This is a genomic window from Rhodococcus yunnanensis NBRC 103083 (assembly GCF_001895005.1).
Taxonomy (GTDB): Bacteria; Actinomycetota; Actinomycetes; order Mycobacteriales; family Mycobacteriaceae; genus Rhodococcoides; species Rhodococcoides yunnanense.
Map to the genome: position 1 here is coordinate 47569 of NZ_BCXH01000004.1, position 20129 is coordinate 67697.

Genomic DNA, 20129 nt, shown 5'->3' on the forward strand with positions numbered 1-20129 from the left:
ATTGCTTGCGGTTCTTGACCGCGACACCGTTCGCGGGTATCGCGCACAGATCCGGCGCAGCGTGGCGTACGCCGTACTGGAAGGCCTGGCTGTAGGTCTCACATTGCCGACCCTAGCGGCCATCATCGAGGGTGATTCCGAAGCCTCCACACGATGGCTACTCTTGCTTGCTATCGCCACCGTCTTGGCTCTCGCCGCGCACGCGTGGACCGTCCAGAAAGGCACGCGGGCAACATTTGATGCCATGGCGGCGGTCCAGGTTCTCGAAATCGAACACCTGCGCACACTCCCGCTCGATTGGTTCACTCCATCACGTAATGCCGAAGTTCTCACACTGTTGTGGCCCGGCGCTATCAGCACTACTCGAAACATTCTGCTGAATCTGGCCGCGCTTGCACGCGGGATAGTCACTCCCGCGATAGTCGTCGTCTTCGCCGCGATTGTCAGTCCCACAGCAGCTGTTGTCATGGGAATGTCAATCCCGTTGCTCTACCTTGTGCATCGTGTCACCACACGTCACTTAGAGGCTGCTGAGCACGTCGACCATGCGGCTAATACCGAAGCGACTGCGCGCATCATCGAGTACGCCGAATCGCAGACGACGTTGCGGTCCGCAGACCGGAACAACCTGGGGATGGCGCTACTGACCAGTGCGCTCGACGACCTCGACGAGACAGCTAGGCGTGGTGTCAGGTCGGAGATCGCGGCACGGACGGGGTTTGGCACCGCCGTGAACATCGCAGTTGCTGCGATCGTTCTGGTGGTGGGGATCAGACTGCTCGACAACCCGACTGATGTCGCCACCCTTATTGCGCTGTCAACGCTCGCGTTGCGGTTCGCCGAACCCGTCATGACTGTCGCCGCTGTCGCTCGGATGCTGCGCACTTCTTCTGCGACGGTGACGCGCACGGTCGACTTCCTGACCACCCCATCCCTACCGGAACCCGTTGAGCCGCAATCCTTGCCGGAGGGAGAAGCGCTGTCGATACAAATCGATGATGTCGGCGTCCGATATGACAGGAGTTCGGAACCAGCCCTGTCGGACGTTAACCTCAACGTCCCCCCGGGATCAACGGTGGCGATAGTCGGCGCATCTGGCGCTGGCAAGAGCACACTGCTGCGACTGATTCCCCGGTTCGCCGACCCCACTACCGGGGCGGTACGGATTGGTGGAGTCGACGCACGCGACATCAGCAGCGCTGATCTGCACACCCGTATCGGCGTGATCATGCCGGAGGTCGTGTTGCTTGACCGAACTATCCGAGACAACGTCACCGCTAACCGGCCTGACGCAAACCAGGATGAACTTGATCGTGTGGCCACGCTGTCCGGTCTCGACGAAGTCATCGCACGCATACCGGGTGGGTGGAATGCCCAGGTCGGTCCGCGGGGCAACAACCTTTCGGGCGGCGAACGTCAGCGAGTGCAGATCGCTCGTGTCGCGCTGCAGAACCCGTCGATCGTAATCCTTGATGAAGCCACCGCTGCTCTCGATCCACTATCCGAACGAATCGTTCAGAAGTGGGTGAGCAACCTTCACGGACGATGCACCGTTGTGATAGTCGCACACCGATTACACACGATCGCCACCGCCGACTACGCGGTCGTATTGGAGGGCGGGCGAGTCATCGAATCAGGAACGCCCACCGACCTCGCAGAGGCAGGAGAGCAGTTCCGCCGCATGATTAACACGCGGACTGACACTTCACAATGGCGATCAACGACTCACAGGTTCGCTTCCCACACAAGGGAGGAGTGAGATGAGCGAAACATCCGAGCCCCCCGCTAACGAACAAGCTTCAAACATACAAACTCGATTCGACCGGAGACAGGTTCTTGTACTTACGGCCGTCCTCGCTGCAACCGCTATGTTCACGATCGATATGACAATCGTCACCGTGGCACTGCCTGCTATCGGGGAGGACCTTTCCGGCAGTTCTCTTATCGGTCTGCAATGGGTCATAATCGGTTACACGGTCGCATTCGGCTCCCTGCTCCAGATCGGCGGATCGCTAACCGACGCTGTCGGAGTCAAGCGCATGTTCTTGTACGGGATCGCGGGGTTTGCGGCTGCCTCGCTCATCTGTGGCTTGGCCTCCACCATGCTCATGCTCAACATCGCTCGGGCGATCCAAGGTGTAGGTGCTGCAGTGATGTTTGCCAGCGTCATGCCCCTGATCGCGCGCACTTTCGCGGAGGACGCCAGGGCCCGTGCTATCGGAATCTGGTCTGCCGTCCTTGGCGTTGCCGCCGTCCTGGCACCTGTCTTTGGCGGCTTCCTGGTCGATGCCGTCGGTTGGCGATCTATGTTTCTGATTAATATCCCCGTCGGCATAGTCGCATTTTTCCTGGTGCGATCCTTGCTAGAGCCGGACGATAAGTTCCATCCCACTGTCGTCGCAGCCTTCGATCTCGCCGGCGCGGTCTTGCTCGGGTTTGCTCTCCTCAGTATCAATTTGGGCCTGGCGAAAGCCCAGGAAAGTGGCTGGAGCGACCGCAGCACTCTGACGGCCTTCGGGCTCGGAGCCCTGTTACTGATCGCCTTCGGGTTTCGCGAACTCCAGGCGTCGGCTCCGATTCTCGACCTGGCGCTGGTGCGGAATCGCACATTTGTCGGCGTATCTCTGCTCGCGCTTCTTAACAGAGTCGGCACAGTCGGAGCCACTGTCTACCTGGTTATTTTGCTGCAGAGTGGCTTTGGATACAGCCCATCCCAGACTGGTTTTCTGTTAGTGCCGCTCGGGATAGCGGTCATGGCGGCGTCCCTATGGGCCGGCAACGCGCAGTCCAGGTTTGATCCTCGGACTCTTCTTGGCGTGGGATTCGCATTGATGACCGCTGCATCAGTATTGCTGGCATGGCAGATTGGTCAGGAACAAGACCCACGGTTGCTGCTCCCCGCTACCGTCATCTGGGGTATTGGCACTGCCCTCGCTAACACCCCGCTCATGGCCGTTACCACTTCGGCAGTGCCGATCGGGAGGGTTGGCATGGCAACCGGTCTGGTTAACAGTTTCTTCCCCATCGGGGCAGGTTTGGGCACCGCAATTCTCGGGATCGTCTTCGCCGCTAGGGCTGGAACTGACGCTGAGAGCTTCACCAGAACTGATCTAGCATCTGCGAATGCAACGATCTACGCGATCGTGGCTGCACTCATGCTCGCCGCGGTGTTCATCTCATTCGGAGTCCTTACTCGACGTTCCTCTCGATGAATCGAATCCTTCTACCGTCGCTTTCCCGTATCCAACAGTTGGCCCAGCAGAGGAAACCCCGAGATCGGACACTGATCGATGAGATCACGAGCCGGCTGAAGGTCACGTCCCCAAAGACGAGATCGGCGAGTTCGCTACAGCGGTAGGCGCCGGCGACGCCGAGCAGCAGGATTGCAAAATCCCGGCGTTCGATTACTTCGTCGGCACAACCTTGGCAGCACCCCCGTGCAGTTCACACCAAAAGCTTGATGTCCTCCACGAGCGACGGGTCTCGAAGTGTTCGGGGTCGGTCTCCGGCGCCGCCGTACTCCCGGCGAATTCCGCACAATGTCGTGTCCACAAGCTCGTGCGCGGACAAGCACAGGCGTCCCGTGGTGCGGTGCTGGTGGCGGTGATCGCCGCGATCCAGGTACTGAAGGTGGCGACGGTGTACGCCCGCCCCCTCGATGCGAGTGTCCGCGGCGTCGACGAAATAGGCAGCGACAGTGACGGGATGCGCCAGTAACGCGACGTGACCTTCGCGCGCGCACCACCCGGTGAAGCGTCTCCACCCCACGGGCTTAGGTCCGGCGAGTCCCCTCGGACCGTGACGATTCCACCGCTTTCGCGATTCGCTTCAGCACAGCCACCGGGATCTCGGGCTCGACTCCCGTCGACGCAACCCTGCCAGAGCCCACCGATGCGCTCACGGCGGGAGTTGGGCCTGACAGGAAGTTTATACAGGAAATCTACCCAGGACACCGACATATCTGCAGTACAGATGTTCAGACTCATTGAATCTGATGTTCTTCGGTGACATTGACCTGGGAGAAATCACTTTGCTTGAGCCGACGAGTCCGGTACGGATCAAGGTAACTGAGGCACATGGAAGTGACGTTTGGAATCTAATAGACAGCGTTGAGCTCCAGCATAAGGTCAGACAACAAACGAACTCTTTTCTCAAAAGGTCGAGAACGATATCCTTAGCTGACGGTAATAGTGGTCAGCTGAGCTGGATTCGCGGGGGCACGGATCAAGTGGCTCACCAAACGGGGTCCTTACCACGCGCGTTCCAGAAGGTGTCCAATCCTCAAGAAGGGACTCTCGTCTTCGTAGGGTTTCAATCGAGTTGATGCAGTCCGGCGAACGCAAGTTGATGAAGCCGGCTCGCCGGACTGCACGCGCGGCTGCGGTAGTCGAACTCCGTCCAAGAGGGTAGGGGAGCGGTGGAAGCCCTGCCGTGCACCGGCGAGTGCGTCTCGGACCGACACTGATCCGTAGCCGGACAGTGCCGGCCCGTTCTTGACCGGGGGTGCATCGCGGTACCCGTGCTTGCGAGGCAGGTGTAGGAAGGTCGTAAAGCTGCTGGTTCTTTCCACGACCTGCGTACCGCGGTCCGGCTCAGCCCAATGATGAGATCTCCTTCCCAATGCCCGAGCGTCTCGCGGTTTGTCACTTTGTCTGGCCGCGAGCCGATGGTGACGTCGGCGGCGATAAGTCCAGGACGTAGCTTCTTCGCTCGCGCCCTCAGTTTGCGCAAGGCTCGTTCGGTTCGCAGGCACGCGACCAGATCCTTTTCCAATGCACCGTGGCCTTTGATGTAGACGGAGTGGTAGATCGCCTCGTGAGAAATGCACATCTACTCGTTGTCGTGATTGCCGATCGGCAGCCGGTTCGCGATCTGTTCCGGGCTCCGTGAACTCGCCCAACGTCGGTCTGCTCGGCGCAGTTTGTTTCGGCACTTCCACGACGTGAACGGCCCAACGATGTCACCGTTCTCATCACAAAGCACACCGGATAGCTTCGCTTGTACATTGGTGCGTCGACCGGTTTAACCTGCTCAATACACCTATCGGTGTACACCCTCACGTGACGGTCCCCGTACAACCTCATATGTAGGTGCTCGGCGAGTCCTGTCGTAACTCGCTCACGACAAGGGCCACCCTTCGAATCGTCTACCGCCAAGTCGACGAACCCGAAGGGTGGCCCTTGCCATGATCCTTGATGGAGAATCCTGGATGAACATCCGCCGTTTCAAAACCTTGCACGAGGCCGGCGCGACCTACGCCGACATCGCCCGCGAATGCGGCTGCGATTGGCGCACCGTCCGCCGCTACCTCGCCGAGGATGCACCCGCCCATCCACCGCAGGGGACCTCGCGAGCAGGAACCCAGCAACGTGCCATCACCGACGACATCGCCGCACTGATCGAGGAGATGCTGCGCGCCGACATCACCATCGCAGCCTCGGTCATCCACGAACGCCTCACCAACGAAAAATCAGTCAACGTCAACTACCAACGCGTCAAAATCTACTGCAGCACAGCACATCCGATCATTCGGGATGAACTCGGCGCCGAAGAATCCGTCCTCGGTAACCTGCACCGCCGCTTCGAAACGATCCCCGGCGCCCAAGCACAGGTCGACTGGGGAGACGAGGGCGACCTGTTCGGCACCGGCCGCAAGGTCTACTCCTTCCACATGGCCCTCTCGTTCTCACGTGATCCGTTCTGCTGCTACACCCACTCGATGGATGCCGCCGCGTTCTGGGGCAGCCACATCCGGGCCTTCGCGCACTTCGGCGGCGTGCCTGGTTCGATCGTCTACGACCGCACCAAAACCATTGTCCGCAAACATGTCCGGCCCGGACATGCCGTACCGCTGCACCCGGCAGCGGTCGCATTCTCCGGACACTACGGCTTCGACATCGACGTCCTCGCCGCCTACCGGCCCACCGGCAAAGGCCGCGTGGAACGGCAAGTGAAAATAGTCCGCGATCATGTCCTCGCCGGCCGCACGTTCACCGACCTCGCCGACACCGATCGCACCTTCATGGACTGGGTCCCGATCCGCCGGACCCAGGTGCACCGCACGCACCGCGAGGTCATCGGCGTCCGAGCAGATGTCGATCACGCGGCGTTGCGTCCGATCCCGGCCGAGCCGTATCTGGTCCCCGAAGCCCATCTACGGCGCATCGGCAACGACTCACTGATCTCCTTCGAAGCTTCGCTCTACTCCGTCCCCGCCGACCGGGTCAGGGCAGGTCAACGAGTGCAAGTCCGCGCCGGCAACGACAACATCGCCATCGCCATCGCGACCCTCGACCGCGACGGTGGCACTGTCCTGGCCGTGCACACACGCTCGCACGTCCGCGGCGCCTGGATCGTCGACCCGGCGCACTGGGCATCACTGCCCGACGGCCACACCCGCGCCACCACCGACGGACGCAGCGACCCTGCCACCACCGACGCACCGGCGTCAGGCGGCGTCGACGGATCCGATCCGCTGACCGCGAAGGTCATCTCCCTCGTCGGTCACATCCACGTCGAACACCGACCACTCTCCGCCTACGCCGTCTAGGCCACAAACCAAACATCACAACATCTTCGCGAACGGGAAGTACACATCCATGAGTTCATTGACCACCCAACGGATCATCGACAACGCCCTCCGGCTCGGCCTCGGCCACACAGCCGAATCGGTCACCGAATCCGCTGCCCGCGCCGACTCCGCCCAGATGGGCTACCTCGACTTCGTCGACCATCTCCTCTCCGAAGAAGTCGCCGTCCGTGAATCACGGCGGTTCCGCAACGCACTCAAACTCTCCGGGCTCCCGCACCACAAAACCCTCGACGACTTCGACTACACCTTCCAACCTGGACTCGAACCACGCCGGGTACGCGACCTCGCAACCCTCGAATTCCTCACCGGCGCAAGCAACATCGCCATTCTCGGGCCACCCGGAGTAGGCAAGACCCACATCGCGATCGGGTTGGCAGTCGCAGCCTGCCAAGCCGGGAAATCGATCTACTTCACCACCCTCGACGACCTCGTCCGCAAACTCAAAGCAGCCGACGCCGCGAACCGGCTCCCTCGCCAACTCGCCAACCTCATGCGCCCGTCACTGCTGGTCATCGACGAAGTCGGGTACCTCGCCCTCGACCGCGACGAAGCCAACATGTTCTTTCAGCTGATCAGCCGCAGATACGAAAAAGGCTCCATCACGAGCAACAAGCATTTCACCGAGTGGGGAACCGTCCTCGGTGACGACGTCCTCGCCACCGCCATCCTCGACCGACTCCTGCATCACTGCGACGTCCTGGCCATCAACGGCCCCAGCTACCGACTCAAAGACCGGCAAGGACTTGTCACACCAGTCGAACCACCGGCATCATGAACCTGCCGGACACCGACACATCAGGTCGTACACAGACCGACACGTGAGGTCGTCCACCGATAAGGTCGTTCCGGACGCGTTCCAACATTCTCCGCGGGCCAGACTTGCTGTCATAGTCGCCCCGGATGCTCGGAGGAAGGATGTAGATCATGTCGAGATCGGAGACGCCCTTGATGGCGGTGTGACGGCCGTAGGAGCCCACCATCAGCTTGTGGGCGGTGTCACCGTCTTTGGACCGGAAGTCTTTGTTCAGCGACTTGGTGATCTCGTCCCGCCGTGAACCGACCGTGGTCGCCGTGTCGCCGACCTTGAGGTTCGCAAGTAGACCGTCGAAGACCTCGGACGTCTTCACTGCCGCACCTCGCCGGGATTGAGGCGAAGTGCTTCGGGGAGGAACAGGTCGATCTCCCGGGGTGTGAAAGTCATCTCTTCGGTGTGCTTGAGCCCCTTTTGAGCGCGCGTGTAGGCCTTTGCGGTCGTCCTCGGCGCATCAGCATAGGCGGCGCTCGTGGCCTCTTGGAGCTCGTCGCGCCGCGTCTTTGCTTGCTCATCGGAGATGCCACCGGACATCAAGTCGGAGATCAAGGAGATGTAGGACTCACGGACATCCCAGAGCTGGGTGGTAACGACGCGATGGGCGTCGGACTCGTCCGCGAACTTGAAGGTTCTCGCGCCGAGGCTCATCCAGGTCACGAGAAGCGCAATGGACGACGTCGTCAGGCTGGCTAGGACCGGGTTTCCGAAGAGGCCGACCACTGCGACCAGGAAGGTTCCTGAGCTAATAGCAGTAAGGGCGACAAGGACTCCCTGCTGCCGCCGGTGCTTCGTGAAGCAGATGTCAGCCTGCTTCTCTCGGGTTTTGTGACTGTAAACCACGCGCCCGAATGCTTCTCGCACCTGAGCAAGCAGGTATGGATCTCGTCGTGTCTGACCCGTATTGCCAGGTGCTGTCTCGTCCGCCACGCTTCTCCGATCTCCGTCACCGGGCCGGTGCATCCCAGTAGGTATCCGCGAATTATGCCAACGGCCACCGACACGAAGGACACCTCGGATCGCTGGTGCGTGGTCAGAGACCATCAGCTTCGTGGGAGACCCGCCCTCGTTGGCGGTGCCACACGGGTGGCGAATTTCAGTGAACGCTAGTGGGGAATTTCGATGAGCGCCGTCACCCTCGCAACTAACTCGATCTTGGTGGGGTCACGGGCCGGTGTAGTAGTAGTCCGCGGCCGCCCACCGATTTGCTAGCGCCCTCAGTAAGCAGTTGATGAGAATCACGAACGGTCTCGCCGTCTGGTCTTGTTCTCATGCCTCTGCAACAGGCGGGTGTTAGTAGGAGGCTCGTTACTCGCCTCCCGACCTGTCGGGCGGGAACTAACGCCGCAGGTCTTGTCGGTGCCCAAACCTATGCTGAACACCGAACCCTGGAGCGTTAGCTTCGGGCCCGGTGAACAGAGTGGGTGCCAATGCAAGCTGAGGTCACTGGTGTAGGTTTCCGCGAGGATCAACTGGCCGCGATTGAAGCGGGGTTGACTGCAATGTCAGAGCCGGACGCACGGGTCGCGATCGTCGATGACTTCGTCGACACCGTTCAGCGACTCACCGAGAACCCCGACTACTCAGCCGGCAGGGGAGCGGGAATCGTCGCTGCAAAGACGATCCATACACCTGCAGGCGACGTCATCGTCTTCAACGCACCCGAACTTCGCAACCGTGACAGCCTCCTCCTGGAGAGGCTCGCGGCCCATGAGGCCGGCCACGTCAAACTCGGCAAACGCGGCGAGGGACTGAGAGGCCGCCAGCACCTCGTTGACTCCGAGTGGCGTTGGCAGCTGATGTGCCTCGGCGCCCTGGCCATCGATGAACTTCGGATTGAGCGTGCGCTCGCTGACCTTGCGTATCCGGTCGCATTGACCGGAGACGTCGATTACACCGACGACGCAATGTTCTGGCTGAACTGCGAACTCATGAATGCCTTGGTCGACCCGGCCAACTCAGACGTCGAGAAGTTTCACGACGCCGTTATGTCAACGCAAGATTGGCTGACCAAGCACCTTGCATACGTCGCCGCATACAACTCTAGCCCGACGCCCGATTTATCAGCTCTGTCGAGCCACTCGAGACAGAACTGGAACGATTACATCGCGGCACATTGGGGCAAACGCATTGCCTTCTACGAGAACATCCCGGACGTCCGCACGGCACTCGCCGCCTCAGAACTGGACTCAATCCTGCTGACTGCTATCGACACTGAAGCGGATCTGCTCAGCGCACTGGGATTCCGGCTCTCTGACGGCGGCCACGGCCAGAGATACGCCTTCCATCGAATCTCCAGCGATGCTCAGTGTGATTGCCGGCTGCAGCGCGCGCGGGAAGAGTTCGCGCTACGAGACAGGGCCTAGATGTTCAGGGTTTAAATCCGCCGTGTTAGCGCGCCAAATTCGATGGTGATCTATGTAGCGCGGTGATAGTAGCGATCGCGTCGAGTGTGAATGCGAGGCGTTCCTCTTGCCACAAGTCCGTGCAGGGGTCGTGACAGCGTTCCTGATCCCCGTGCACCCAATGCCGTGGCTGTGTGTAATCGGCCAGGGCTGTCCGACGTCGGAGAGGCGACGGAGGTTCGGTGTCACCAGGGTGTCACAAGTGGGTACATTCGTCCCTGGACTGCGTTGGCCGAGAACGTACGAAAAGCGTTGCAATGCAACAGAACCACGCGTTCATGCGAGTACGTCTGAATCCACTTCTAGGGACTTAAAATTCGCACAGTGTCGGTTCGAGTCCGACTGGGGCACGTAAGTTCATATGGATCCAGAATCTTGGACCAGGACAGCGGTTTTCGGGTGGTATCGTGGACTTCAGCGGCCGACCCCGGATCTGAGTGGACCACTGAGGCAGCGGATTTCAAATCCGCGGTATTCGGCGATTTCACAGGCCAAGAATCTTGTTTCCGCAGGTCAGGAGCTTAACCTGAATGCACCGATGGGCTGAGGGCGCGATGGTGAATTATATTGTGCGGGTTTGGCGGGTGTTTGGGCGTGGTTGAGTGCCCGATCTCGGGTATCGGGTTGTTCCACTGGGCCTTTCGTGTTGTGGGCGGGCAGGGACTGCCCGGTTAGGCCAGGATGTGGGCGTCTCGCCCGAACGTGCTGTCGAACAATGCCTTCCAGCTCGTTTCCCAGGGCCATCGTTGCGGCAGGTGCAGGGTGAGTCTGCGGGCGGAGGACGCGATTCGGGCGGGCACCGAGATCAATGTTCGCCGGATGGTTCCGGTCGTCGCTTTCATCAGCGATCGGTCGCCGGTCAGTGTCGCAGCGGCGCGGGCGAGGTTGAACGCCATCACTGCGCACACCAGCCAGGCTGCATTGGCGCAGAACTTCCCCGACGGCATGTGGGCGAGGGCGGAGTTCTTCAGGTCGGCGTGGACTTGTTCGATGATCGCGTGACGCCGGTGGATCTGATCGGCGGTCACGGTATCGAGGTCGGCGGGATCGGTGGTGGTGAAAAACGCATGGAAACGCCACACATCGAACAACTCGCCCTGACCTTGATCTTTCTTCGGCCGCAGATCCGGGATACGGCGCACCACGAGCCGGCCGGGAACGTGATGGCTCTTCTTCTGCGAAGCGAAGGCGGTGAAGGGGATCTCGGCGACCTCGGCGGCCGAAATCCACCGCTCAGTGTCGGTGTCATAGAGGGCATCGGTGTATCGGATCGGCGTCCACGCATCGTCTGAGATCGCGCTGATCGCGGTCTTGATCACCGAGTTCAGTCCGGTGGTGATCGAAACGTCCGCCCCGCCCCGGATCGCGGCACCGATGCTCGGGTGCCCGAAATACGCCGAATCCGCTCGCAACAACGGTTTCGGTGGCGACACCGCTACGTGCGTGCCGGTACCGGTGTCGATGACCACCTGGCGGAGTCGGTCGACGGTGGTGAGGGTGTCGGCGATCATCCGTGCAGCTCCACGGGAGGATCCGCACGCGCCTTTGCGGAGACGCTGGGCTGTGATTACCGGTGCCGCGGTCTCGGTGGTGACAGTGGTGATCAACGAGTTCAGGCCTCGGATGCCGGAGTAACCGTAGCCGGAGCCCTGTTTGTCGTGGCCGTGGACTTCGATGATGGAGTCGTCGATATCGATCATCACCCGGTCGGTGTCGATACCTGCCAGCAACGGGGTCCGTTCGGCGAGAGCCTGCAGCAGCCGGGACGCGACGGCGTCGAGTTGGCGGACGTGTCCGAACCGGAACTGCCGCAGAAACGATCCCAGTGTCGACGGTGCGTAGGGCCGCTCGAACAACACGTGCATGGCTCCGTGTCGCAGGATTGCCATGTCGGAGATGCTGTCCGCGCCGGCGACCATGCCCGCGACGAGGGATCCGATCTTGCGGCCGGCGTTGGAACCTGTGTCGTTGGGAACGGTCAGATGCTCATCGGCCAGGTTCTGAAGGCCCGACCTCTGCGCCAGCGCCATCACCGGCACCAACCCCGCCGCGGACACCAGATTCGGGTCGTCGAAGCATGCGGCAGCGACAGGTCGGGTGTGAGATAGTTGCATCTGCGAGATGCCCTTCGTAGTGGTCAGAATTTGTTCTGTGAGAAGTCTTATTCTTCACCACTACAGGGCATTTCGTGTTTACTGGGTGCGATCAGTCCTCACTGAATCGGTGCATTCAGGCTTAACGCTCTGTTGTGTTCGGGCTCGGTGTCACAACGCTGTCACAACTGCCTCGTGAGCATCCAGATGGACGTGAGTCGACGTGCGTGGACTTGCCAGCCCTTCGATTCGTTCACATCGGATCGCTACATGCCGACGATGTCCTCGAACGCCGCGACTCGGCGATTCTGCTACCGGCGTTCGCCGGTGCTTTCCGGCGCAGCGAGCTCTCGGAACTTTCATGTGGGGACGTGACCGTGAATCGGCACGACGGATTGCACATTCAGCTACGAATGTCGAAGGCCGACCAAGAAGGCAGGGGAGCGGTCAAGGCGCTGCCGTTCACCGACTGCTATGAGACCTGCCCCCCTGCGCGTATGTCCGGTGTCGGATGTATACAGATCTTCGCCGCGTTCGACACCGGTGGACACCCCTCGATCACCCGGCTGCTACGGAAGCCGGCATCGTTCACTGACCACGTCTGCGATGGGGAATTCCCCGGACCGCCGCCCGCGCACCGCTGTTGAGGGCGATCGCGAAGAACGGCAACCTCGGCGCCACGGCGCTGTGCGGGGCGGCGGTCCACCAAACCATCCGAGGCCGCGCCGAGCACGCCGGCTATGACCACACCGCGCTGGCCAAACTCGGCGGACACTCTTTACGAGCTGGTTTCGTCGCCCAAGGCACCCGCAACGGCGCTGGCGGTTCAGCCATCGCCCGCCAAACCCGGACACGCCAGCCTCGACTCCGGTGGAGGACTACCGTCGCAAACATGCACCACTCGTCCGGGAACGCCGTCAACGAAATCGGTCTGTAGATCAGGAGTCGGTTCGAAGACGTCCACGTCTTCGGGTACGCCCGCCACCTGCGAAGCGGTTCCAGGCTTTTTCGAGCCCGCTAAGTGGTTTGGCGCCAGAAGAATGGCGTCTGCCTGTGTGTCTACAGCCTTTGCATAAGCATCGATCGCGCAATCGTCGGGTACTTGCCCATCGGTCGATCAACCTCGGAAATATCGAGGAAGGTTTGAGGCCGAACTGGCATCCCCCCAGTGCACATCACGCGCCAGCGTGCGAGGATTTCGACGAATAGCTGCGGCCCGCGATGTTCGCACACTCCCTCGAAAACTTGAAGTTCGCTGTAAGTCAAGATTCCAGGCGATGTCACGAACCTGCCGAGCTCCCCGAGGACGGAGTGTGACCGCAGCTTGAGGTCAACATCAGACAGCACATTCGGCGGAATACCTCCGTTCGGCACAACGACCATGGGTACGAATACCGTCTGCTCGTCGAAGGTGCGGCCCTCCCAACCACGCTGAGCAAGCAGCTCGATTGTTGACTTCAGCTGTAGAAACTTCCTCCTGACGAATGTGTCTTCGAGATCCGCGGTGTAGTCCTCGGCATCAGCGAAGCCCTGCGCTGCTTTCTCGTCCAGCCAATGGTTAGTGGCGTCGACCAAGAGGCAGTACTTGCCGGAAGCCAATACCCAGTCGCAGACGGACGGCTTGTCGCCCCTTTGTTTCCATGCTTGCTGCATCTCCCGCTCGGTAATCAATTTGATCGTCGGCCGAGCTCTTCGAGTCGCTCGACGAAGCAGGTATCCGATGGTGTCTTCAAAGACATAGTTCGAGGCCAGGCTGAACTGCTCGCCACGCGGATCCTTCTCGGTGCCGAAAGCAAAGAAGGTTTGCCAGTACAGCTGCGAGCCACAAAGGCGATCAAGCACCCAAACAGGTCGCAAAGCAACATACTCATCGTCCCCAAACCGGATAAGCGGCCGCTCGGCGAACGTATAGCGGCGGTGCGCAAGCAACCCCTTCTTACGCTCGGCCTTGAGGCGTTTTCGATACTCCTGCACAGTGAGAGATGCTGCAGTTTTCATCAGGGTTACAGCCTGCGAATCAGCCGACTGGGCAAAATCAATGGCGTTGAGCGTCACCGCGCCAGTCTTGGTTCGTGTCCAAAGCTGGAGCCCGAGTTTGATGAATTCGGTCAGCGAAACCCCAGTGGCATGTTCGAATGCCTCGATAGCGGTGTCGCCGATCAGGTCGTGTGGGGCCAACTCTGGCCACTTTTTGAACCAGGTATCGTAGGCGTCGCCAAGTAGGACATCTGGCACTGTGGTGGCGTTCGCTTGCATCCGGGCTAGATCTGAAAGCATTTGCCGCTGAGCCTCGTCGCGAACCATGTCATCGTCGACTGCCATCGCTGCGTTGTACCGCTCCAGGTCGTCCTGCGTGGGAGGCCAAGTCCGAAAGAAGTCGGGGAGGTCTTGGCGTTCCTGATCGCCGTTAATCGACAGCATCAACAGCACGAAGTCGTCGATTCCGAAGATAGGGTTTGTATTGCCGGTTCCCGTGGTTGCAGCGTCGGTGATGCAGCACCATTCAATGGCCTCACGAATTAGTTGAATTACTGCGGCAGGTGGTAACAGTACGTTTCCCTTACCCACAGATTCGACGACCTTGGACGAGAACTCCCCGGTCAGCATGCTGACTAGAATCTTTTCCCAGGCATTAGTCCGCGAGTTTAGGGCAGCGTCATCAAGCTGCGCGAAAATCCTGCTGACAAATTCGAGGGTGCTCTGCAGTGCATAGCCGCCGAGCAAGGTTCTGCGGTCGTTCTCGTCGAGATGGTCGACTTCGATACTGGTCGAAGTGATGGATTGTGGGCCTAAATCCATCTTGGTCGTTTTCAGAAAAGCTTCGTAATCTCGGTCAGAGCTGAACCACGCTGGCCTCTCCGACGGAGGCCCGCCCGGTGCACCGGTGCCGCCTCCAAAGGAATCACTCAATCGCGAGCTAACGACCATTTCGACCACCCCTAGCTGAAGTCCGCCCTAAACGGCCTCCGCTCCAAACGGACGCCCCAGCGGCGGCCGCGCCGTCACGCTACCGCCGCGCTACGACAAAAGGGCGGCGGTAGCGTGACGGCAGATGTTTGTAGCGAGAAGAAGGTGACGCTTCCGACCACGCCACACATCCCAGTGCTGTCGTCAGGATGTCCTTGCCGGTGCGGTAACTGCCAATTTCATCGCTGGATCGAGGCTAAGTCGCTGTGGCGGAAGAAGTCGATGATGGCGTTGCGTTGATCCTCGGTGTGCACGTGCACCGTCTCCTATCCGTCGCGATACACCGATCGCGCTACCTCCTTCCGATTGGCGCAAGAACCGGCCCATCAGTGCCATCTCGCTTTCTTCCCGTAGCTGTCCCAGCGATCGTTCATCTCCTTGCCCAGGTTCGGCCGCACACCATCGTGGTCGACCGAGAAGTCGAACCGGCCGGGCTCGGACATGGCCTTCAGAAGCATCCATATCGCACTGGCCGCGTCGGAGTACCTGTCGTCGATGTTGGGCTCAGTGCTGGGAAAGTCGATGTCGATCGTGATGCGTCTCGTCGTCATAGCGCAATGCTCCCAGGTACGAACGCCCATGAACCGCTCAATCGATCGAACACGTTCGTCACTCTCGGTCGAGTTCCGGACCGGACGACCCGTCGCCTGGTTCTTCCTGTGCACCCTTTGCGCACGCGCGAAGAAATTCGAGCATCGCGAAGAACGCCAGAAGCCCACCGTCGCGACCGAAAGTCGCTGCGATACCCATGCTCAAGACAGCCACGACGATCACGGAAGTCAGAGGATGCGAGTACCAGCGGAATGCCGCAGCCCATCGGTGGTTCCCGCGGTTACGGTCAGAAGACATCGAAAGGCTCCCATTCGGGCGAGAAGACGTCGGCAGATACATCGCCGGGTGCGATCGCATCGTCGTCGGGGCCGTCGTCATCCATGAGGTCGTTCTGGATGTTCCGGTGATCGAAGAGGTCGTCATAGAACGACATGTGCTGGGCGATGATCGTGCCCTCGGGTGCATCGAGGAGACCGTCGGCGACGAGCGGGACGACGACGTTCTTTCGAAAGTTGAAGAGGTGGGTTCTTGCAGTACCCGGTTTGATCCCGATGTCTGTTGCCGCAGACGCGGTTGTCTGGCCGCTCATCAGCGCTCCGAGCAGGCTTCTCACCCTCGGATTTGCGCGCTCCACCAGCAGTTGAGCTGCGCTACGCGCGTATGGGATGTTGGACAAGTCCGAGGTCAAGGCGTCGAGATCGTCTGTGTAGGCCAATTTCTCCAGCCTCCGGGCAATCCGACGCGGTTTCGTCCAGGCGTTCACGACGCGCAGCTTGTGCATCAGGCATGCGTTGACGTAGTACGTCCACCTACTCTTGCGGCTGGGCTGCGAGACCTATGACGGTTCCGTTATGTTCGTAACACGCGAAACTGAAGTCGAAGTCGGTCGAGTCGTAGTCTCCGAACGTCACGCCACTGCATTCCGCACCGTCGATGGTCGCGGTCTTCAGGCTCTCCGATCGGATCTTGTCGAGACCAGCTGTGATAAGAGCCTCAGCATCGTCGCAGGCCATCGTCCCTTCGTGGACGAAGACTCGCTGCGGTTTCGGGGCTCCCCCCTCGATTTCACCGCACACCCCGAGTTCCTCCGCCACGTCCTCTACCTCCTGGCGGAATTCGGCGATCTTCTCGGCGCGGTCGGGTTCGACAGGTGTGTGTTCGATTTGAGGGCACAAGTGCTCGAAGGCATTTTCGGTCATGGGGAGTGAAACATGTTCTGCTTCCAGCACGTTCGCAGCCAGCAGGTTGGCTTCTGCTGTTAGCTGAGGCAAAGGGGACGCGGCGGCGTTCGTATCGAACGAGTCGATCGGTTGTATGGCCGCGGGACCAGCCTGACAGGCTGTGTAGCCGGCATACAGAAGGACGGTCTGGGGAACGACAACATCGGTCTCCCCGGTGTAGATCGCTTTCAGCATTGCTTCGCAAGAGGAGCGAGCGTAGTCGCCTTGCCCACGCTCAGGTGTCTGCGCGTAGATCTCCGACAGATTTGTATCGAGACTTTCAGCTATCTGTGAGGCGATTTCGGGAGAACGGGTTTCTTCCGATGATTCGTCTCCGACCGAAGCGAAAGCCGCTTTGTAGTCTTCCCAGGGCATGTTCTGGTCGAGATCAGTGTCTTCGCACCGCCCCGAAGAAGCTGCGTCTTCGATGAGGTCGTCCACATCATCGCTGGACATACTCTCGAGGACTTTTTGCGCCTCGCCGTCGGACAGATTGTTGAGGTCGTCAGCGGAATTCCCCGACGAACAACCCGCCACCAGGATCGAACACAACAGGACAGAGGTCACAACACGGCGCACGTCAACGCTCCAAGCTTGAGAAACAGCAACACTGCATAGTCACACAGCTAGGCAGTAGAGTGGCATCATCTGAACGAATGATCCCGCGTGCGCTGTCCGCCGAATTGCGATGGTTGCTGAGTAGTAGCTGTTCGTACGACGAACTGCGCCTCGCGACGACGTCGAACGCACTCGCTCAATTCGGCTTCACTGCAGAAGTATTCACCACCGGCAGTTAGCGGGTGACCAAGACGTGGGCAACGGCCGGGTTCCGCGGCATCCGCTGCTGGGCCCGACACGACCACGCATGCTTAGCGCTGTGCCTTCGACACAGATATCGGTGACATCGACCGATCGAGGGCGCCGGCAACCTAGCGGCCTACCTCGGAGTCGCACCACGCACTCCGATCCGGTCCTCGATCAGGGGTGAGCATCGACAACGTGATGAAACGGCTGGCCGAACTGCGGAGCACGTGGATGCGGCCCGAAGTCGGACAGGTACAGCATGCAAGTTTTGGTGCGGCGCAACGACCTTGCGCATGCGACCTTCGTCATGATCGTAGTCCGGAAAGCGACCATCGGACCTTGACGCCGGCGTCGCGGCGCTGTTCGACAAGGTCGTCCGCGTTGGCTTCGGGAAGACGCGGTAGTCATCCTGGTCTGAGAGGCCGCCGGCGGGTTCATTCTCATCCCAGCTGCCGCGGCCGCAGCTGTCCCCTCTCGGATCATGGTCGGAAGCGCCTCGTAGGTGTAGTCCCACGTGGCTAGTTTGGCGATCTTCGCGTCGTGGTCTCCCAGCCGGGCGGCGTGTGCGAGTTGCGCCTCGCATTGACTTTTTCTCAAGAGGAGCGCTGCAGACGCACGGCTTGCGGGGTCGTGAGTCGGGCGTAGCGGCAATGATGGTGGGTGTCGGTGTCACAGGATCCGCTGTCGCTCGTCTTTGTAGTTCCCCCGCTCGTCCGTAGCAAACCATCGCGGTCTGTGTTCGTTCAGCGCGGTCGGAGGCGCTTGCAGTGTGCGGAGTTCGGTGTCACGAGGGCGTCACAAGTGGGTACATTCTTCCCTGGACTGAGTTGTTCGAAGATGAACGAAAAGCATTGCAATACAATGAAAAAGATCGTCCATGCGAGTGCGCGTGAATCCACTTCCAGGGACTAAAAATCCGCACAGTGTCGGTTCGAGTCCGACTGGGGGCACGTAAGTCCATATGGACCCGAAAGCTTAGTCCGAATAACGAGTTTCGGCGCGTGCCGTGGACTACAGTGAACTGTGGCGGTTCTCAATGAAACTGTGAGGCAGCGGATCTGAAATACGCTGATGGTCCTAAGCTGACGCGGACGTCGGATGGTGTGTTCGTGCATGTCAGCGCGTGTTTTCAACCTAGATGCCGGCGGATCTCGACGGTTCGTTGACACGAGGCTGACACGTCTCGGTACCAAGCTGGCTCGGCGGTCGGAGGGTCGTTCTTCAAAGCTATTGCAAGACAACAGATATTGACGGATTCGAATGCGCTTGAGCGCTCTCTACCGAAGGGTGACGTCTTCCTAAGGCCTAGATAATCCGGGCGACGAAAATTGCATTTTCCGCACCGTGTCCACCGACGTGCCAGTTCAGCACAGTTTTCGCTCCGCAGATCTGTCGGTGGCCTGCGCTAGGCTGCCGATATGGACAGTCGACCCGGCCGTACACCTGCGGTGAGCACACCTGATCGCCCTGCCGCGCTCGCGTCCGTGGCAGTAGAGTCCGAGATCCCGACTGCCGTGGCCAAGCGGATCGCGAAGGCGATTGAATCGTCACGGTCGGAGGGGACTCGCCGGACCCACGCCGCGGGATGGCGACGCTTCGCAGGGTTCTGCGCACGGGAAGGGCATACAGCGTTGCCGGCCCACCCAGTCACCGTCGCGGCGTACCTCGTCGACGCCGCTGACACCCGCACCGAATCGGGGGAGCGGGCCTACGCCGTCGCCACCTTCGGCACCTGGATCGCGGCGATCAACCACCAGCACCGCACCACCGGGCATTTGTCCCCGTCGGCACGCGAACTCGTGACCGCCACGCTGTCCGGGATACGACGGGAATACGCCGCCGCGGGGGACCGGCCTCGCACCCCGCGTGACCCGCTACTGGTCGACGACATCAAAGTCCTCGTCTCGACCGCGCGTCAGCGCTGCCGAGGCTGGGCCGACGACTGCTCCGGAAGGCAGAACCGTTCGGCGCGCACGTCTGCCGTAGGGGAGTGCCCCGAACGGCAGCCCGAGCACCGCTATTCCGGGCCGTTGCCAAGAGCGGCAATCTTGGCACCTCACCGCTGTCCGGGGCAGCGATCCACCAGACCATCCGCCGTCGCGCCGAGCACGCCGGCTGTGACCCCACTGCACTCGCCAAGCTCGGTGGGCACTCTCTTCGCGCGGGGTTCGTCACCCAAGGCACCCGGAACGGCGCCGACGGATCCGCGATCGCACGTCAGACCGGCCATGCCAGCATCGATTCGGTCGAGGTCTACCGCCGCGAACACGCGCCCCTCGTCGGGAACGCGGTTACCGCGATCGGGTTGTAGGTCACCAGTAATCGCGCAATTCCACAACCCACATGATTGATGATGGAAGCAATAGCTGGGCAAATTGATCAACTAGGTTCGTGACGCCGTTTTTCGACCGACATGGTCTGTCGTCTGCGGCCCCTCGCGCGTCCTTCTGATAACCTAGTGATTGTAAACCTGCTGGCTGTGGGCCGGGGTGGTCATTCTTTCGACACCCCAGGGGCGCAAATGATCGCTGACCGACCCGATTGCATATCCAGCCAACACTCAATTCGCTCTAGCCTCAGAGCGGTGATGGACAACCGCTATTTCATCGGGTACGTCTATCCGTTCGTATTGTTGGTAGCAGCGCCGTTCTTGGTCAGTATCTACCGCTGGTTGGGCCTCGCCGTGTA

16 protein-coding genes are annotated in these 20129 nt (G+C 60.5%); 8 read left to right on the forward strand and 8 right to left on the reverse strand.

Features of this window, described 5'->3' with window-relative positions; genetic code table 11:
* Positions 1 to 61 precede the first annotated feature (61 nt).
* The 5 genes from RY1_RS08510 to istB all read left to right on the forward strand — a co-directional run bounded on the left by RY1_RS08510 (position 62) and on the right by istB (position 7367).
* Positions 62 to 1759 (forward strand): ABC transporter ATP-binding protein, encoded by a 1698-nt coding sequence (locus RY1_RS08510; RefSeq protein ID WP_169914599.1) that lies wholly within the window; start codon positions 62 to 64, stop codon positions 1757 to 1759.
* 1 nt (position 1760) lies between these two features.
* The gene (locus tag RY1_RS08515) at positions 1761 to 3212 is read left to right on the forward strand and encodes an MFS transporter (RefSeq protein WP_072803125.1); all 1452 of its coding nucleotides are present in this window, start codon (positions 1761 to 1763) and stop codon (positions 3210 to 3212) included.
* A 346-nt stretch (positions 3213 to 3558) separates the two neighbouring features.
* The gene (locus tag RY1_RS29925; protein WP_156376383.1) at positions 3559 to 3717 is read left to right on the forward strand and encodes a hypothetical protein; all 159 of its coding nucleotides are present in this window, start codon (positions 3559 to 3561) and stop codon (positions 3715 to 3717) included.
* Positions 3718 to 5209: 1492 nt separating this feature from the next.
* The gene (istA, locus tag RY1_RS08525) at positions 5210 to 6550 is read left to right on the forward strand and encodes an IS21 family transposase (RefSeq protein ID WP_072803381.1); all 1341 of its coding nucleotides are present in this window, start codon (positions 5210 to 5212) and stop codon (positions 6548 to 6550) included.
* A gap of 49 nt (positions 6551 to 6599) precedes the next feature.
* The gene (gene istB / locus RY1_RS08530; RefSeq protein ID WP_072803127.1) at positions 6600 to 7367 is read left to right on the forward strand and encodes an IS21-like element helper ATPase IstB; all 768 of its coding nucleotides are present in this window, start codon (positions 6600 to 6602) and stop codon (positions 7365 to 7367) included.
* Here the strand turns inward: istB and RY1_RS08535 are convergent.
* Both RY1_RS08535 and RY1_RS08540 read right to left on the reverse strand, forming a co-directional pair.
* Positions 7339 to 7719 (reverse strand): SMODS domain-containing nucleotidyltransferase, encoded by a 381-nt coding sequence (locus tag RY1_RS08535; RefSeq protein ID WP_169914600.1) that lies wholly within the window; start codon positions 7717 to 7719, stop codon positions 7339 to 7341. The two genes, istB and RY1_RS08535, sit on opposite strands and share 29 nt — an antisense overlap.
* Positions 7716 to 8330, reverse strand: coding sequence for an SLATT domain-containing protein (locus tag RY1_RS08540; RefSeq protein WP_245819558.1), 615 nt, complete (start codon positions 8328 to 8330; stop codon positions 7716 to 7718). Before RY1_RS08540 ends, RY1_RS08535 begins: the two co-directional genes overlap by 4 nt.
* Before the next feature lie 500 nt (positions 8331 to 8830).
* Between RY1_RS08540 and RY1_RS08545 the strand changes: the two genes are divergently transcribed.
* The gene (locus RY1_RS08545; RefSeq protein WP_139279769.1) at positions 8831 to 9766 is read left to right on the forward strand and encodes a hypothetical protein; all 936 of its coding nucleotides are present in this window, start codon (positions 8831 to 8833) and stop codon (positions 9764 to 9766) included.
* Positions 9767 to 10476: 710 nt separating this feature from the next.
* Here RY1_RS08545 and RY1_RS08550 read toward each other — a convergent pair.
* The 6 genes from RY1_RS08550 to RY1_RS08575 form a co-directional block, all read right to left on the reverse strand.
* On the reverse strand, positions 10477 to 11919 hold the full coding sequence (locus RY1_RS08550) for an IS1380 family transposase (RefSeq protein ID WP_072803129.1): 1443 nt from the start codon (positions 11917 to 11919) through the stop codon (positions 10477 to 10479).
* Between the two features lie 1038 nt (positions 11920 to 12957).
* Positions 12958 to 14826 carry a hypothetical protein gene (locus tag RY1_RS30290; protein WP_174565357.1) on the reverse strand — a complete coding sequence of 623 codons (1869 nt, stop codon included), beginning with the start codon at positions 14824 to 14826 and terminating at the stop codon, positions 12958 to 12960.
* A gap of 365 nt (positions 14827 to 15191) precedes the next feature.
* A complete protein-coding gene (locus RY1_RS08565; RefSeq protein ID WP_072803130.1) occupies positions 15192 to 15416 on the reverse strand; it encodes a hypothetical protein in 225 nt (74 codons plus the stop codon).
* Positions 15417 to 15474: 58 nt separating this feature from the next.
* Positions 15475 to 15630: a hypothetical protein gene (locus RY1_RS29605; protein WP_169914601.1), complete on the reverse strand. Its 156-nt coding sequence runs from the start codon at positions 15628 to 15630 to the stop codon at positions 15475 to 15477.
* A gap of 73 nt (positions 15631 to 15703) precedes the next feature.
* The gene (locus tag RY1_RS08570; protein ID WP_139279771.1) at positions 15704 to 16132 is read right to left on the reverse strand and encodes a hypothetical protein; all 429 of its coding nucleotides are present in this window, start codon (positions 16130 to 16132) and stop codon (positions 15704 to 15706) included.
* A 94-nt stretch (positions 16133 to 16226) separates the two neighbouring features.
* Positions 16227 to 17216: a hypothetical protein gene (locus tag RY1_RS08575; RefSeq protein ID WP_139279772.1), complete on the reverse strand. Its 990-nt coding sequence runs from the start codon at positions 17214 to 17216 to the stop codon at positions 16227 to 16229.
* Between the two features lie 59 nt (positions 17217 to 17275).
* On the opposite strand from RY1_RS08575, the gene RY1_RS30530 reads away from it, so the two are divergent.
* Together RY1_RS30530 and RY1_RS30910 are read left to right on the forward strand one after the other, a co-directional pair.
* The gene (locus RY1_RS30530; RefSeq protein ID WP_245819559.1) at positions 17276 to 17434 is read left to right on the forward strand and encodes a hypothetical protein; all 159 of its coding nucleotides are present in this window, start codon (positions 17276 to 17278) and stop codon (positions 17432 to 17434) included.
* Positions 17435 to 19431: 1997 nt separating this feature from the next.
* Positions 19432 to 19752 carry a tyrosine-type recombinase/integrase gene (locus RY1_RS30910; RefSeq protein ID WP_306305351.1) on the forward strand — a complete coding sequence of 107 codons (321 nt, stop codon included), beginning with the start codon at positions 19432 to 19434 and terminating at the stop codon, positions 19750 to 19752.
* The last annotated feature ends 377 nt before the right edge of the window (positions 19753 to 20129 follow it).

What these genes read in the sequence shown, in the direction of transcription:
- RY1_RS08550 (WP_072803129.1), bottom strand. Translation starts at nt 11,919, where the DNA reads ATGCAACTATCTCACACCCGACCTGTCGCTGCCGCATGCTTCGACGAC.
- RY1_RS08545 (WP_139279769.1), top strand. Translation starts at nt 8,831, where the DNA reads ATGCAAGCTGAGGTCACTGGTGTAGGTTTCCGCGAGGATCAACTGGCC.
- RY1_RS08515 (WP_072803125.1), top strand. Translation starts at nt 1,761, where the DNA reads ATGAGCGAAACATCCGAGCCCCCCGCTAACGAACAAGCTTCAAACATA.
- istA (WP_072803381.1), top strand. Translation starts at nt 5,210, where the DNA reads ATGAACATCCGCCGTTTCAAAACCTTGCACGAGGCCGGCGCGACCTAC.
- RY1_RS08565 (WP_072803130.1), bottom strand. Translation starts at nt 15,416, where the DNA reads ATGACGACGAGACGCATCACGATCGACATCGACTTTCCCAGCACTGAG.
- istB (WP_072803127.1), top strand. Translation starts at nt 6,600, where the DNA reads ATGAGTTCATTGACCACCCAACGGATCATCGACAACGCCCTCCGGCTC.
- RY1_RS30290 (WP_174565357.1), bottom strand. Translation starts at nt 14,826, where the DNA reads ATGGTCGTTAGCTCGCGATTGAGTGATTCCTTTGGAGGCGGCACCGGT.